The 16,066-nt window shown below is 38.4% G+C and carries 12 protein-coding genes; 4 read left to right on the top strand and 8 right to left on the bottom strand.

The features are described 5' to 3' along the window. Positions 1-14: 14 nt before the first annotated feature. Entirely contained in the window at positions 15-893 is an 879-nt protein-coding gene (locus tag H7992_RS10820; RefSeq protein ID WP_255428645.1) for a carbohydrate ABC transporter permease, read from the bottom strand. Positions 894-1,023: 130 nt separating this feature from the next. Beyond that, a complete protein-coding gene (locus H7992_RS10815) occupies positions 1,024-2,325 on the bottom strand; it encodes a sugar ABC transporter substrate-binding protein (protein ID WP_067208477.1) in 1,302 nt (433 codons plus the stop codon). Between the two features lie 419 nt (positions 2,326-2,744). Between H7992_RS10815 and H7992_RS10810 the strand changes: the two genes are divergently transcribed. Continuing rightward, entirely contained in the window at positions 2,745-3,362 is a 618-nt protein-coding gene (locus H7992_RS10810; RefSeq protein WP_187047532.1) for a YesL family protein, read from the top strand. A gap of 255 nt (positions 3,363-3,617) precedes the next feature. On the opposite strand, the gene H7992_RS10805 is transcribed toward H7992_RS10810, so the two are convergent. The 4 genes from H7992_RS10805 to hxlA form a co-directional block, all read right to left on the bottom strand. Beyond that, positions 3,618-5,402 carry a sulfatase family protein gene (locus H7992_RS10805; protein WP_187047531.1) on the bottom strand — a complete coding sequence of 595 codons (1,785 nt, stop codon included), beginning with the start codon at positions 5,400-5,402 and terminating at the stop codon, positions 3,618-3,620. 115 nt (positions 5,403-5,517) lie between these two features. Then, positions 5,518-5,871 (bottom strand): winged helix-turn-helix transcriptional regulator, encoded by a 354-nt coding sequence (locus tag H7992_RS10800; protein ID WP_067208470.1) that lies wholly within the window; start codon positions 5,869-5,871, stop codon positions 5,518-5,520. A gap of 453 nt (positions 5,872-6,324) precedes the next feature. After that, a complete protein-coding gene (hxlB, locus tag H7992_RS10795) occupies positions 6,325-6,879 on the bottom strand; it encodes a 6-phospho-3-hexuloisomerase (protein WP_067208468.1) in 555 nt (184 codons plus the stop codon). Between the two features lies 1 nt (position 6,880). Next, a complete protein-coding gene (hxlA, locus tag H7992_RS10790; RefSeq protein WP_187047530.1) occupies positions 6,881-7,522 on the bottom strand; it encodes a 3-hexulose-6-phosphate synthase in 642 nt (213 codons plus the stop codon). 1,001 nt (positions 7,523-8,523) lie between these two features. Between hxlA and zwf the strand changes: the two genes are divergently transcribed. The 3 genes from zwf to gndA are packed head-to-tail and all read left to right on the top strand — an operon-like array spanning position 8,524 to position 12,792. Next, positions 8,524-9,975: a glucose-6-phosphate dehydrogenase gene (gene zwf / locus H7992_RS10785; RefSeq protein WP_187047860.1), complete on the top strand. Its 1,452-nt coding sequence runs from the start codon at positions 8,524-8,526 to the stop codon at positions 9,973-9,975. 31 nt (positions 9,976-10,006) lie between these two features. Then, positions 10,007-11,350, top strand: coding sequence for a glucose-6-phosphate isomerase (locus H7992_RS10780; RefSeq protein WP_187047529.1), 1,344 nt, complete (start codon positions 10,007-10,009; stop codon positions 11,348-11,350). A 26-nt stretch (positions 11,351-11,376) separates the two neighbouring features. Further along, positions 11,377-12,792, top strand: coding sequence for an NADP-dependent phosphogluconate dehydrogenase (gene gndA, locus H7992_RS10775; RefSeq protein ID WP_187047528.1), 1,416 nt, complete (start codon positions 11,377-11,379; stop codon positions 12,790-12,792). A gap of 161 nt (positions 12,793-12,953) precedes the next feature. On the opposite strand, the gene H7992_RS10770 is transcribed toward gndA, so the two are convergent. Then, positions 12,954-13,832 carry a patatin-like phospholipase family protein gene (locus H7992_RS10770; protein WP_067208457.1) on the bottom strand — a complete coding sequence of 293 codons (879 nt, stop codon included), beginning with the start codon at positions 13,830-13,832 and terminating at the stop codon, positions 12,954-12,956. 374 nt (positions 13,833-14,206) lie between these two features. Then, positions 14,207-15,925, bottom strand: a complete 1,719-nt coding sequence (locus H7992_RS10765; protein WP_370569987.1) for an AAA family ATPase — start codon at positions 15,923-15,925, stop codon at positions 14,207-14,209. Between the last annotated feature and the right edge of the window lie 141 nt (positions 15,926-16,066).

The raw sequence follows: 16,066 nt of genomic DNA, 5'->3' as shown, positions 1-16,066 counted from the left end.
CGGTCATCTACACATTAGTAATTATTCGATTCTTGTCCTAGATATTTTCTCTGTATAAGCGAGATAACTAGGATAATAAAAAATAATACATAAGAAAGTACAGCTGCATAACTTAAGTTAAGACTTGTAAATCCTTGTTCATACAAATAATATACAATGGTTGTCGTAGCATAATTCGGACCTCCACCTGTTAATAAATAAGCTGAATCGAAAATTTGGAACGAACCGATTGTTGTTGTTATTGCGACAAAAAAGTGAATGGGCTTTAATAATGGAAATGTTATCGTCCAAAATATTTTAAATGATGATGCCCCATCAATTCGTGCCGCCTCATACAATTGTCGATCAATCGACTGAAGTCCAGCAAAGTAATAAATCATCGTACTTCCGGCAACTTTAAATATACTCAATCCCGCTAAAACAGCTAGGGCTTGGCTAGAATTAGATAAAAACAATTGTGGTTCGATACCAATAAAACTAAGCAAGTAGTTGATCATTCCCGCCTCTGTACCTCTAAATAACCAACCCCAGATCCCGGCAATAATTACGAATGAAGTGACCACTGGCAAGAAAAAGATTCCTTTAAAAAATCCTGCTGATTTAACACCCGAATTGATAATTAACGCTAAAATTAACCCTAAGCCCATCGTTGGCACAATATAATATGCTGAAAATTTCACTGTATTCCAAATAGCTTTCCACGCCAATGAATCGGTCAAGAAGTACTTCCAATGTTTAAGTCCTACAAATTCCGGGTCACCAATTACTTTCCAATCCATAAATGTTAAATAAAAGCTCAATGCAAAAGGATATATCTGAAAGATTATGAAATGGATTAAAACAGGGATGAGAAAGATATATACGATAGCATTACGGTTCCACTCACGCTTCACTCTTTCTCCCAGTGGCAATTTACTCTTTTTAGAAGCTACTGCATTACTCAGTGTAATCACCCTTTCATATGTAAGTTAGTAACAGAGAGCTTGATCGTTTATTGATCAAACTCTCTGCTTTACTAACATTTTATTTTCCGATCTTACCTTCAATCGCTTTTGCGGCGGCATCTGCTGCTTCTTTTGGTGTTTTCTTCCCTTCCATCATTGTTTGAAGTTCAGCTTGTATTAACGGCATGATTGTACGTCCTTCTGGATGGATAACTCCCGGTAATGCAAATTGTGTATAATCCGCTAGCTGTGCAAGATATTTTTGCTCTCCAAAGATATCTTTAGCTGATTCTCTAGTAGGGATATACTGTGTGACTGTGTTAAATTTCTTCTGATTATCCGAATCCGTCACGACTTTGATAAATTCTGCTGCAGCTGCTGGATTATCCGTATTAATTGGCGCTACAAACATCCCTGTTGTTCCATATGTTAATTGTTCCTTATTTTTCATTGGTGGAGCAATAACGAATTCAAAAAGGTTTTGACTTAACATACGACTTACTGAAATACCTGAACCTTGAACTGCTAACATTTTTCCGCCTTCCCATAGTGCATCATGTTCTAATGCAGTAATTGAATCTTTCGGAATCCAGCCCTCGTTATACATTTTATTGATGAACTCAAATGCTTCCACTCCTGCTTCATTGTTAATTAATACTTCATTATCTGCCGTAATAACATCTCCGCCAGCTTGCCATAGGAATGGATATAACGTTCCATTCATTGATCCTCCACCTTGAAAACTTGTTGCATAAAAGCCCTTGTCTTTTGCTTTTTCAGCCCACTTTTCAAAATCTTCCCAAGTTGCAGGTAAATTTGCAGGATCTTCACCAATCGCTTTGATTACATCGACATTATATAAATATGTGTAGGCTTCTTGTAAGATTGGCAGTCCATATAACTCATCTTTCCAAGTTGTAGAAACTAACGCTGTATCTACAAAATCATCAATATCAAAGCCTTCTAAATAGGGATCTAACGCTAGTAACATACCCGCATCAGCGTACTGTGGCATCTGATCAGGTATTACGTAAAACACATCAGGACCATTGTTTGCTGCTAAAGCTGTAAGTACTTTTTGATCACGATTGGCCCATGGTATCTGTTCAAAATTTACTTTCACACCTGTTTGCTCTTCATAAGAAGCGATGACTTCATCCCACATCGCGCCCTCAGTTTCTTGATCGCCGGTAAATGGATGTGCCCAAACTGTTATTTCACCAGAGAGCCCCGTTTCCTTTTCTGTTTCTTCTCCCACCACTTCTGGTTTTTCTTCACCAGTTTCTTCTTTTTCAGCGCCAGTGTCAGTATCAGTAGAACTACATCCTACAATTAAAGCTCCAAGTAATAGTAATAATAGAAAAAATCCAATTCTTCTCATCTAAATAACCCCTCTCAAATTATATTGATTTGATTTAGTTATAATTGGTCTATTAAACTACAATATGAATTACCCCCCCTTTGCAATTCGGTAGCGACTCTCACTGCACAATATACTTTTCTCGGCTCTAAACCGATTGGGTAAGAATCTTTTGAGTACTCCTTCAAACTTTCTCTACTACAGTTAACAAAAATACTTGTGATTACCTTTTCAAAACAATTAAATAGACTGAAGTAATTGAATTGCGCGTCCATTTTTATCAGATTACATTATTTCTCATCAAGAGACAAGTCTCTAAAGCGTCTTTAATTGGGGACATGCGATTATTAATTTTTTAAAATCCTTCCATATTTGTGCATATTAATGGTTGCTAATTTCAATGTTTTTAATATATAGTTAACTATTGAGAGGTGATAGACATGGTTGGTTGGGAAAAATTTAATAGAATTTCTTATAGAATGATCGAGTTAGCTTATATTAATTTGCTTTGGATCTTTTTTACATTAGTTGGCTTAATCGCTTTCGGTATCTTTCCAGCTACAGCTGCCATGTTTGCAGTTGTCCGTAAATTAATTCGAGGTGAAGAGAAATTCAAAATACTTCCTATGTTTTTGACTTTATTTCGGACTGACTTTTTAAAGACAAATGGTTTTGGACTTATTTTTCTAGTCATTAGCTACTGCTTTTATATCAATTTTTATTTCTTACAGTTAAATAGTGGTGAATTACAGTTTTTATTCCCCGTACTAATTTTCATACTTATTTCAAGCATCATCACATTACTATTTTTCTTCCCAGTCTATGTACATTTCAACTTAAAGTTCTTTCAATACATCAAACAGTCTTTCTTAATCGCAATTACATCTCCGATTGAAGTCATCACTATTGGCGCTTTAGCTGGTGGTATCTACTTTGTCTCTACACTTTTCCCTGGGATTATCCCACTATTTACTGGTAGCGTATTTGCATATATAGCTACACTAATAAGTTTCAAATCATTTGCTCGAATAGAGAAGAAGATAGGAGCACTAACTTAACGCTTTTTCCCCATATTTTTACATTGGCCCCATAAATGGTGCTCCTCTTCCCAAAAAGTAAACGCAGATGGGACTTTTCAGTAGTACTTTGTGAACGAATTAATTATAAACAAGCCAGCGGTTCAGTCGGATTAATCGACTGAATCGCTGGCTTATTAATTACTATTTGTGTGAATTACTATCAAGAAAAAGTACCAGATATAGAAACAAATAAGATTTATTTCCTTACCCATAGTTGTGCTTCTCACCTACTAATTATTCACCCTTACTGCAATTCGGCATGCCAGGAACTTTCCCACTCGCTGGCGTCAGTCTTTTTTTTCTGCACTGCTCTTCAAGCACCTTTGTTAACACGCGTTGAATAATAGCCGATTCGATTGTTGCAAATGCTGGATCGGCAAGGTTTGTTTTTTCTAGTGGATCCTTAGTAAGATTGTAGAGCTCATATTGCTCCGGAACTGGTTCTGTTTTTGTTATCGGCTCATAACAACCATTTTGTTCAGTTATGACTGTATCACTAGATCCTGGATTCGTCCAAAATTTTGGGTTGTCAAAATATCGGGCGAATTTCCATATCTCATCGCTCTTATCTATTCCAGTTTCTAGCTTAGTAATCACCGCCTCGATGTCATTCGGTTCAACAACCGATTTATAGGGTTTGCCCGTGATTGCATTTGTTTGATGTAAACCTTTGAATACATCATCATCTGTCATGAAATAGAGTGGTTCATTTGCACCAAAAAACCTTTCATGCCCATAAAATAATGGAGTCAAATTTCTACCAACTAACGGAAGTGCTTCGGTGTGATCTTTTGAAAGATTTTCACGGATTAAGTCTACGTTTATTCCCGTTAGTCCCAGCAATGTTGGAAGTATGTCGACATGGCTTGTTAGCATATTTGTATATTTAGCTCCTCTGAATAGGGTTGGATTATGAATGATTAATGGGACATGAATCGATTCTTCATACATATTATACCACTTTTGATAGAGTCCGCCATGCGCTCCCAGTTGTTCTCCATGATCAGACGTGAATACAATAATTGTGTTGTCATAGAAACTTGAGTTTTGAAGTGCGGTTAGGACCTTAAGCATTTCATTGTCGGCCTTTTTTTGTAAGCTGTAATACAATTGACGATAAAAATTATTGTCGATTATCGGTTGCAATGCTTTTGGATACGTAACACGATAGCTTTCCTGAGCAGATGGTTTAGTAAACAATGATTCCCCTACTGTTGGTGCCGGTGGGATGTATGGGAGAGTTGGGTCGACTTCAAAATTGAAATTCGGGGAAACTGCGGATAGCACTCCATATAACGCAATATCATGAGGGTTTATGAAGGAGCACTTTATAAACCAAGGTGTCATGTTATTCGTACACTTTGAAATTTCATGTAGGGATTCGATAAGCTTTACTGTTTCAGCAGCGTACACTTCATCCCGCCCACTTGTGCCTATTCCCGCAGACGAACCGGAATTTCGAGGATCCGCGCCATGGGGTTCCGGTCCAATCCAATCGGAGTATCCAAAGTTTTCGAGTCGGTTCGCTTTTTCATATATTTTTTCTTGCTCTTTATTTGGAACGCCAGTTGCTGGATTATAGCTAGGTAATGCATTATGCGTGCCCGGGATTAAGATATCCTCGTCTGAAGCATGCCATTTCCCTTTCCAAAATGTATCATATCCTGCAGATCGAAAGTAATCCCCCATCGTTGGAACAGTGTTTGGATCAAGCCAAAATACATCTGGGTCAAATGATCCCTTAGCAGCACCTGGCGTTTGAGTAACGCCGTGAAGCGAAGGATATTGTCCAGTATATAATGTTGCCCGGCTTGGTGAGCAGGCTGTACTCCCAGCATAATGATTATAAAACTCCATACCATTCTTCCGTAGTAATTCTTGCGCAACTAAATTTTCTTTTCGCCATTCCTTCAATTCCTTTGTTTCATAAACCGATGGAAAGCGTTCCTGATCAACCATTAAGAACAGAATGTTGGGTTGTTTCTTCTTGTAGGGATATTTTCTTTTGTAGGAATCCATTGTTATTATCACCCTTTCTAAAATCATAAGTACTTATATACCATATGTAGAAAGGCGTCGTATTGTATCAGTGATTTGCATAAGTCTTCTTAAATCAAAAAACTGACGTACCCATTTATAGGTCGTCAGTTTTCACTTCCAAGACATTCTCCATATAATCTTTACCCCATTCATACATTGTTTCTAGAATTGGCATAAGACTTCTACCATGTTCAGTAAGTGAATACTCAACTTTTGGAGGAACAACAGCATATACTTCGCGATGGACAATCAAATGGTCTTCAAGTTCACGCAATTGATTTACAAGCATCCGTTGGGTGATACCAGGTATGAGGGTCTTTAATTCACCGAAGCGTTTAGTTCCTTCCTTGCCAAGATGCCATAACACAAGCATTTTCCACTTGCCGCCAATGATAGCAAGCGTCAATTCTTTTTCACAATTAAACGCTTTCTCCCCTAAGTTCGGCATTTACTCCACCTCCATTCTCTATCATAGTATACTTTTCACCACTATGTATGAAAAAAGTACGTACTTTGAATTCAATCATATACAGACTTTATTAAAAACTAAATCATTAACTATTTCCTATTCGATAATCAGCGCTCTCTTTTAATTCCTTTCCTGCTTTGCACATTGCAATACCTAACTATCCTCGCATGTTATTCAGTTAGCTGTCTAGTAAAGCAACTTTGGTTACAGGATAGATATACTAAAAAAGTACACCGATAGTATGAATGAACAAAAGAACTGATTTCCTTTTCGAAAAAGCGAAATCAGTTCTTTTGTTTATTCTTTTAACCATCGCAGATTTGGTTGTACGATTAGCTCACATAAAGTTTGCACACTTTGGACTAGAAACAAATAAGTACCTTTATAGTCCGAAAATATCCTCATACAGGCTCGGTACATAGGTAAGAGATATCATTCCAAATTAGCATGTCGTCCATACATCACTTCAGAATTCAATTCTTTTTTCTCCATAAATCTCAAAATAACTGCATCATAAAATAAGAGAAGCGATTGCTCGAACAGTGATCCCATCGGTTGGATTGACTTCCCACTATTGCCTTCCCCTTTTGCTTGGGCGGGTATTTCAATTTTAATATCTGCCAACTTCCCAATTGTAGAATCAGGATTAATGGTAACAGCTACCACTGTTGCACCAATGCTCTTCGCTTTTTTAGTCATTGCAGCCAAACTTTGGGTCTCACCGGATCCAGAACCGACAATGAAAATATCATCTGGTTCTAGATTCGGAGTTACCGTTTCGCCTACAATATACGAATCAAGACCTACGTGCATCATTCGCATTACGAATGCCTTAGCCATGAATCCAGATCGTCCCCCACCTGCAACAAATACCTTTTTCGCACATAAAATTCCTTCTACTAATTTTTCGGCTTCTTCACTATTAATTAGATTAATGGTTCGCTTTAGCTCAGCCAAAATTTCATCTGCGTAACTTGTGGTGTTCATGTTACACCATCACGCCTTCTTTAATTAGCTTTTGAATTTGTGCAGCTTCTGCTTTTTTGTCGTCTTTACTTGTGATTCCACCACCAACAATGATTAGATCTGGTTGTGCTTTAATCACTTCTGGTAATGTCTCAAGCTTAATACCACCAGCAATAGCAGTTTTAGCATTTTTTACAATGCTTTTAATTGTGCGTAGGTCTGCGAATGAATCTTTACCTTCTGCTTGCAAATCATAGCCTGTGTGTACACAGATATAATCTACGCCCATCAAATCAAGCTCTGCAGCACGTGTTTTAATGTCTTTTACTGCAATCATATCGACCAATATTTTTTTACCAAGTTTTTTTGCTGCTTCAACAGCACCTTTAATAGATGAATCTTCTGCTTGCGCAAGAATAGTAATAATGTCAGCGCCTGCATCAGAAGCATTACCTACTTCATAACCTGCAGCATCCATGATTTTAAGGTCTGCAAGAACTTCTAAGTTAGGATATGCAGCTTTTACTTCTGCAACTGCTTTTAGTCCTTCTTTGTTTATAACTGGCGTACCGATTTCAACGATATCGATATATTCCTCTACTTCTTTAATAAGTTCGATGGCCTCTGGAATGTTAACAAGATCTAATGCTAATTGTAATTTCATTTTTTCATTCTCCTTTTAGTCGTTTTTTGATGCAAACTTAGTGTATATCCTAAAGTCAAAATTGTGAAGTACGCACTTTTAAATCACATACAGACAAATAGTATACTGTGAAAATCCTTTTAAGTAATGGAGTTACAAGATAACAAATTGATTTCATCATTTCATTACTGCCTCTAAGTCAATATATTGATTATAAAAAAGTTAAGTTTTCTTGAAAAAATTGAGTTCAGAGTCTGTTGACATTACTATCCTCTATATATGTTGAACAAATGAATACGGCGTATGTGCTTTACAAGGACTTTTGGGAAGCAACTGAAAAAATCCCGATACTTAGCACTAATTATAATTCCTTCCAATACCGCTTCGACGCTTTGTGGATGCCTCCCGCGATAAGCCAGAAAGAAGATCACTTTCGGTCTTCTCGCTCCGGCTACCACGAAGTCGCGCCTTCGCTATTTAGTCTCTATATAGGGAAGCTCATTTCATTATCGGAGATTAGTGCAGCATGTAGTGCGTCTTTCTTCAATGAAGTTAGTATCAAATAGTAATCACATTATATCTCAATCCATACATCTCTAAATCACAACTCCGTTAATAATGAATTCCCAAGCGCAGGCGCGGCAGAGGCAACCCCAAAGCGCCAAGCGTTCTACAATCCACACCCCGAATTACAACTCTCTCCTTATTGAGCGCCACAGTAAATTCAGTGGGATTCTTTAATTCAACATATATGTATAAGCCAACTGTTTCATTTTCACACTCCTTATCATTTCTTTTTATAATTACAAGCAACAGTATACTTTTAGTCACTATATGATGATAAAGTGCGTACTTACATTAATTGACCACAGTTAGTATAGTGAGAACTGTTGCGATTATCATTCAAAGCTTAAACGGAATATTAATTGTAAAAGTAGGGGGAATCGAATATGGATACCGAAAATCCCTCGGAAGGATTTGATGTTAAACATTGTTTAACGGAATCCCAAGAGGAATGGATCATGCAAGACATGACTTTTATTTTATTTGGAGCAACGGGAGATTTAGCTCAACGAAAGTTATTTCCTGCTTTATATAATTTATTTCTCGATGGAAAAATGCCGGATTCTATCTCAATAGTCGGTTTAGGTAGATACTATTGTTCTAACGAATTTTTTCAATCTAAAGTGGAAAAAGCACTCCGGTTATATTCCAGAAGAGCTGTTCAAACTTTTGGTTTGCAAGATTTCCTAACTAAGTTTCGCTACTTTGCATTTGATGTAACAGACCATGAATCCTATCTGAATTTGTTCGAACTCATCGAAAACAGAGAAAATGAGTTAGATATACCAGAAAACCGACTTTTCTATTTGTCTGTCGCACCGAAGTTGGTTGATGTTATTACGTCAAATCTTTACGCAAATGGTATAAGTCAAACTTTAGGCTGGAAGCGAATCATTGTTGAAAAACCGTTTGGAAGTGACCTGAAATCGGCACAGCAATTGAATGATACTTTGAGCAAAGCCTTCAACGAAAAAGAAATCTATAGAATCGACCACTATCTTGGAAAACCAATGGTCCAAAGTTTTGAAACCTTAGTACTAGCCAACCCAGCATTAGCAGCTTTATTAGATCATAAACAAATTTCCAATGTTCAAATCACAGCAAGTGAAACGGTTGGGGTAGAAACACGAGCTGATTATTATGATCAGGCTGGAGCCTTACGTGATATGGTTCAGAACCACCTTTTTCAGTTAGTGATGATGACAGCACTGCACCTCCCCGGGGAAGTAACGACCAAAGAAAACGAAATCAAGAAAATGGAAATCATAGAATCTCTTCGACCAATTCTTAAAGATAAAGTTTACCTGGATGTTGTTCGTGGACAGTACGAATCTGGAGCGATTCTTGATACACCAGTTGCTGGCTATAAAGAGGAGCCCGGGGTGAATGACTCTTCAATGAATGATACTTATTTCGCAGCGCGTTTATATATTGATAATCCGTCTTGGAATGGAATCCCAATTTATATACGCACGGGGAAGCGGATGGATAAGAAGTCTACACGAATTGTCTTTGAGTTAAAGAATAAGGTAGAAGAATCAAATGTACTTCAAACTGAAGAGATAACTCCTAATTTATTAACATTCGAGATTAGTCCAAACGAAAGTATATCTTTAAGGGTGAATATGAAAAATCCTTCTAGTAACCGTTTTTATCCTGTTTATATGAACCACTCGACCAATTCTAAAGACCAACCAGAAGCATATGAACTACTTCTATTTGATGCAATGCACGGTAATAAATCATTCTTTGCCCATTGGAAAGAAGTCGAATTATCATGGAAATGGATCCAACCGATTTTGGAGGCATTTCAGGAGGATATGTTGCCTTTATATCCTTACCCTGCTGGCTCTACAGGTCCAGAAGCAGCCAATCAACTATTGCAATCCAATCAATTTAATTGGTGGTAAATAAAAGATAAAGTCCAAAGGAGATAAAAAAATGACAGTTTCATTTGATTACACCAATGTTTTATCGTTCATGAAAAATAGTGAACTTGAAAATCTAAGCGGATTTGTAAAACAAGCTCATAACCAAATCCATCAACAAACAGGACCAGGTTCTGATTTCTTAGGATGGGTTGACTGGCCAGTTACCTATGATACAGAGGAGTTTACCAGGGTGAAAATAGCTGCTAAACGAATTCAACAACAGTCAGACGTGCTAGTTGTTATTGGTATTGGAGGTTCCTATCTGGGGTCTAAAGCAGCAATTGAAGCATTATCACATACGTTTCATAACCAAATCAAAGGTAATACGGAAGTATACTTTGCTGGACAAAATATCAGTTCTACCTACATCGAACATTTACTACATGTGTTAGAAGGGAAAGACGTTTCTATAAATGTTATTTCCAAATCAGGTACAACAACAGAACCCGCTTTAGCATTCCGTATTCTCCGTGAATATATGGAACAAAAGTATGGAAAAGAAGAGGCAAGAAGTAGAATTTATATAACTACTGATCAAAATGAAGGTGCACTTCGAAACCTTGCTTACGAAGAAGGTTATGAATCATTTGTTATTCCGGATAACATAGGTGGGCGGTACTCAGTTCTGACGCCTGTTGGCTTACTTCCAATCGCAGTAGCCGGTCTCGATATTGACAAAATGATGGCAGGAGCAAAAGCCGCCTATTTCAAATACGATGATCCCGTTCTCGCAACGAATGAAAGTTACCAGTATGCAGCGGTAAGAAATATTTTCTATAATAAAGGGAAATCAATTGAATTACTTGTGAATTATGAACCTGGTCTACATTATGTAGCTGAATGGTGGAAGCAGCTCTTTGGAGAAAGTGAAAGTAAAGATGAAAAAGGACTCTTCCCTGCATCGGTTAATTTTACAACGGATTTACATTCGATGGGTCAGTATATACAAGAAGGGCGTCGTCTTTTCATTGAAACAGTCCTACAGATAAAAAAGCCCCAAATTGAACGAACGATTCAAGATGATATAGACAATATTGACGGTTTGAATTTCCTATCAGGAAAAACATTGGATGAGGTAAATAAGAAAGCTGCACTGGGTACTGCCCTCGCTCACATTGATGGAGGTGTTCCAAACTTGCTTATTGAGTTGGATGAACTCAATGAATTTACCTTTGGGGAAATGATATATTTCTTCGAAAAGGCTTGTGCAATAAGTGGAACATTGCTCGGGGTAAATCCATTTGACCAACCAGGGGTAGAAGCTTATAAACAGAATATGTTTGCGCTACTTGGCAAGTCTGGTTTTGAAGTAGAAAAACAAAGTTTAGAAAGTCGCTTAGATAAAATCAAATAACGTATACAAAGGAATGAGAGTAAAATATGATCAAACAACAAATGGGCGTTATTGGTTTGGGCGTAATGGGGATGAACCTTGCGCTAAACATCGAAAGTAAAGGCTATTCGGTAGCTGTCTATGATTATTGGACAGATCGAACAGATGAATTTTCCAACAAAGAAGCGAAAGATAAAGCTATTCATGGTAGCTACAGCATTGAAGATCTAGTCGCTTCGCTAGAAGTCCCACGTAAGATCTTATTAATGGTTAAAGCCGGGGAAACAACAGATACAGTGATCCAGTCCCTTGTCCCTCATCTTCAACAAGGGGATATTCTTATCGATGGAGGAAATACATTCTTTAAAGATACGAATAGACGTACAGCAACCTTAAAAGAATCAGGCATACATTTCATTGGTGCAGGTGTTTCTGGTGGAGAAGAAGGAGCTCGTAACGGCCCATCGATTATGCCTGGAGGCTCAAAAGAAGCTTACGAACAAGTGAAGCCCACTCTTGATGCTATTTCGGCAAAAGTTGACGGCATTCCCTGCAGTGCATATATGGGTCTTGATGGAGCAGGACATTATGTGAAAATGGTTCATAATGGCATTGAATATGGCGATATGCAACTGATTTCCGAAGCCTATTTCATCATGAAACATGCACTTGGTCTTGAAGCGCAGGAGTTGCATGAAATATTTTCAGAATGGAACAAAGGAGAACTCGACAGCTATCTCATTGAAATCACAGCAGATATTTTCACAAAGATGGATGAAGAAACTGGGAAACCGCTCATTGATCAAATTCTAGATGTAGCCGGACAAAAAGGCACAGGAAAATGGACTAGCCAAAATGCGTTAGACTTAGGCGTGTCCCTTCCAATCGTCACAGAGTCCGTATTTGCACGATTTATTTCTTCTATTAAGGGAGAGCGCGTTGCAGCAAGTAAACTACTAAAAGGTCCTGAACTGAAAAAGTATGTAGGTGATCCAAAAGAGTTGATTGAAGCGATTCGTAAAGCTTTATATATGAGTAAAATTTGTTCATATGCCCAAGGTTTTGCGCAAATGCGTGCAGCATCTGAGGAGTATGATTGGAAAATCCCTTACGGAGAAGTAGCCATGATTTTCCGTGGAGGATGTATCATTCGTGCCCAGTTCTTACAGAATATCAAAGAGGCATTTGATACTAACAGTGACTTGCCAAACCTTTTAGTTGATCCCTATTTCCAAGAAATAGTAGGAGACTATCAGAATTCGCTTCGCGAAGTAGTAGCCATAGCCATTCAACATGGGATTCCAATTCCTGCTCTCTCAAGTGCATTGGCTTACTATGATAGTTACCGTACGGAGACATTACCGGCCAATCTTATCCAAGCTCAACGCGATTATTTTGGCGCCCATACCTATGAACGCCTGGATAAAGAAGGCCATTTCCATACTGAATGGGCAAAAAACTAATTTTAAAGTAAACAAAAGTGCAAGCCTCTAGGCGCTGCAGTCTAGACGTGAAATAGCCTATTTCGCAGGTTATCCATAGTACGAGATTTTATAGTTCCCTAAGCTCTAAAAAAGTACCGGGTACCGAAACGACTCATAATCGTTTTGGTGCCCGGTATTTTTCACCATGTTTTCAAAAATTGAATCGTGCTGTTGCGTCCCGCATCCATAAGTCCCTCTTTTGTTTCTTGATCCATATCAAATTGGGTTGCACTATAATCATCAACTGGGATGAAAATGATATTTCTTTCATGCTTTCTCGAAATATACCTTTCATCATGCGAATTTTTCATCGTCGAAAAAAGGGCTTCAAATAAATCTAAGGCATTGTCAATTTTATGTCCCGGCATTTCTTCTTGGCTACGACTTAACTTCAAACCAAGGACTGGACGTTCTGTATTTCCACCTTCGTCGTTAAATATCCACATAGGGAAGTTGCTCAACACCCCCCCATCCACAACAATCGTCTCTCCTTTCCCTACTTTTAATCGTACCGGTTCGAAGAAAAATGGAATTCCGCAACTCATGCGTAATGCACGAGCAATTGGAAAAGTTTCTGCTGATATTCCATAGCCCTCCAAATCGTCGGGAAGCACAATCATTTTTCCATTCGTTAAATCCGAAGCAACAAGCTTTAGTTTTCCCGGCGGTAAATCTGAAAATGTATAGACATCTTTTGCTGCTAATTTTTCTAAAAACCAATTCTCCAAAGCATTACCTTGGTATAAACCAAGTCGCCAATACAGTTGAAACCATTTCATTAACGGTAAAGGAATTATTGTCTTCCGTGGATCAAGAAGCACCTGAAAATCTTGTTCATCCAGCATCTTTTCAATTTCCTTAGCCGAATAACCAGCCGCAATGAAACTGGCAAGAATTGCGCCCGCACTCGTTCCAGCTACACGATGAAATCGATACCCCTTTTCTTCGAGGACTTGATAAGCCCCAACTAACGCGAATCCTTTTAATCCTCCTCCTGAAAAAACTCCATCTATTAACATAGATAATCTCCCCCATTTCTATGCCTTGTTACACTGTAGGAGGAACGGGAGGAAATTAGAACGAACTTGTGGATTCAAACGCTAGGGAATGGGATGATTTTTATAGATATGCTTGGTTGAGTCTGACTTATGATTGGTTAAGTAGCATATAGGATTGGTCGGGGCTAATTTATGATTGGTTGAGTAGCATATATGATCGGTCAGGGCTGACTTATGATTGGTTGAGTAGCATATATGATCGTTCGCCTTACAGATATAGTCGGTTTAACCAATTGTGATGATGAAAGCTCAACCAAACGGCTTTCTATCGTTTTCTACTGCATAAAAAAAGAAGAGGCAAATGCCTCTCCCGTTGATTACTTTTTTTAACACATTTATATTTCGACTACGTGCCTGCTAACAATCTGTTGTATTTCTGAGCCGTCCAGTGTTTCCTTTTGCATTAATAGATCCACCAACTGTTTGAATTCTGACGCGTGTTCTTGAATGAGGTTTTCTGTTTTGCGAAGTGCTTCATCAAAAAGAATTTGCATCTTCGCTTCTTTCTCGCTTTTATTGAAAGTTAACGTGAAGCCGTTTTGTAATAAACCTGTATCAACCATGCGCTCGATGATTTCTTTCGCTTGTTGAACATCGCCGCTTACGCCAATACTGTGTTCGCCAAGATATATTCGTTCGGCAACGCCACCAGCAAGGATCATACTGACTTGGTCTAATAATTCACTATACGTAGACAAGTGAAGCTCTTTCTGAATCGGTGCTACATATCCAAGTGCTTGGCCGCGTGGAATAATTGTTGCTTTCCTTACTGAACCAGGCTTTGTTACTGCAGCTACTAGCGCGTGACCGGATTCATGAATGGCTACTCTTCTCTTCGTCTCCGGGTCATTCATCGAACGGGAGGCGCTTCCAAGAATGGTGCGGTCAATTGCAAAGTCAAGATCACTCTTAGCAATTTGTTCACGTCCATCTCGAATTGCTCTTCTGCTCGCTGTTTTAAAGAGAGAACTCAGTTCAGCTCCTGAAAATCCTGATGTACTTTCGGCAAGAGTATCTAATGCAGCAAAGACTTCATCAGCCAACAGCTTACCTCTCGTGTGAATATCAATAATTTCTCTTCTTCCAGTCGTATCAGGTAAGGGTACTTGGAATGAATAATCGATTCGACCTGGACGAAGAAAAGCTTCATCTAACATATCTTTTCGGTTCGTTGCTGCAATGAATAGCACACCGTCGTTATTATTGCCACCATCTAGCTGAACAAGAAGTTCCGTTAATGTTTTTTCCGCTTCTTCCCCACCATGTGTTTTCCGTTTACCTGCAAGTGCATCGACTTCATCAATAAATATGACTGCCGGTCGTTGCTTTCTTGCATTTTCAAACAGAGATCGTACACGGGAAGCACCTACACCAACAAATAATTCTGTGAACGCTGACCCGCTGGATGAAAAAAAGGTCGCACCTATTTCGCGCGCAATTGCTTGTGCAAGTAAAGTCTTCCCAGTACCCGGTGGACCATATAAAAGAATTCCGTTGGGTGGCTGAATACCTACTTGGGCCGACCGTTTCGGATCTTTCACAATAGATAACGTCTGTAAAATCTCTTCCTTCATTTCTTCAGGAAGCCCACCAATATCTTGTAATGTTATATCGGGTAGAGGCGTCGATTTAGATGCACTATTTTTCATAGAAGAGGCACCTACGCCAATCTTTCCTTTTTTATGAAGCACTATTAATGTAATGAGCAGCGTAATGAACACTCCTCCGAACAATAAACTACTAAATTTGCTTTGATCGGAATAGTTATATGATATATTATATTTTTCGACTAATTGTTCGACTAACTGGCTTTCAGGACGAACTTGAGTTACGTATTTCTCATCTTTCGTCTGTAAGTATAATGTTCCGTTCGACGTTTCTTTAAGCGATACAACTTGATTGTTTTGAGCTTGAATTGTCTTTTCCAATTCGGAAAACGATACTGCGATTCCTTTATTTGCATCAAAGAAGTACCACCCCACACTTGCTACTGTTCCAGTGACTAAGAGGACGAGAACCATAATCTTTGTTGCAAACTTCGAAACATGCTTCAAGCCTACGACAACTCCTTTTAGAATATACTTCTATTATAAGGGCTGATGAGCTATTATAACAGGTGGAATTATTGGATATGCTTGTACAAAGTATGAACGCTTGGTCGTTGGTATTAAATCCCATTAATTTATCACATAATA

This window comes from Sporosarcina sp. resist, from assembly GCF_014302295.1.
GTDB classification, from domain to species: Bacteria; Bacillota; Bacilli; order Bacillales_A; family Planococcaceae; genus Sporosarcina; species Sporosarcina psychrophila.
The sequence above is the reverse complement of the archived record's forward strand: the minus strand, read 5'-3'. Positions and strand labels throughout refer to the sequence as shown.

What these genes read in the sequence shown, in the direction of transcription:
- hxlB (WP_067208468.1), bottom strand. Translation starts at nt 6,879, where the DNA reads ATGAACACCACAAGTTACGCAGATGAAATTTTGGCTGAGCTAAAGCGA.
- gndA (WP_187047528.1), top strand. Translation starts at nt 11,377, where the DNA reads ATGATCAAACAACAAATGGGCGTTATTGGTTTGGGCGTAATGGGGATG.
- H7992_RS10805 (WP_187047531.1), bottom strand. Translation starts at nt 5,402, where the DNA reads ATGGATTCCTACAAAAGAAAATATCCCTACAAGAAGAAACAACCCAAC.
- H7992_RS10810 (WP_187047532.1), top strand. Translation starts at nt 2,745, where the DNA reads ATGGTTGGTTGGGAAAAATTTAATAGAATTTCTTATAGAATGATCGAG.
- hxlA (WP_187047530.1), bottom strand. Translation starts at nt 7,522, where the DNA reads ATGAAATTACAATTAGCATTAGATCTTGTTAACATTCCAGAGGCCATC.
- H7992_RS10770 (WP_067208457.1), bottom strand. Translation starts at nt 13,832, where the DNA reads ATGTTAATAGATGGAGTTTTTTCAGGAGGAGGATTAAAAGGATTCGCG.
- H7992_RS10815 (WP_067208477.1), bottom strand. Translation starts at nt 2,325, where the DNA reads ATGAGAAGAATTGGATTTTTTCTATTATTACTATTACTTGGAGCTTTA.
- H7992_RS10800 (WP_067208470.1), bottom strand. Translation starts at nt 5,871, where the DNA reads ATGCCGAACTTAGGGGAGAAAGCGTTTAATTGTGAAAAAGAATTGACG.
- zwf (WP_187047860.1), top strand. Translation starts at nt 8,524, where the DNA reads ATGCAAGACATGACTTTTATTTTATTTGGAGCAACGGGAGATTTAGCT.
- H7992_RS10780 (WP_187047529.1), top strand. Translation starts at nt 10,007, where the DNA reads ATGACAGTTTCATTTGATTACACCAATGTTTTATCGTTCATGAAAAAT.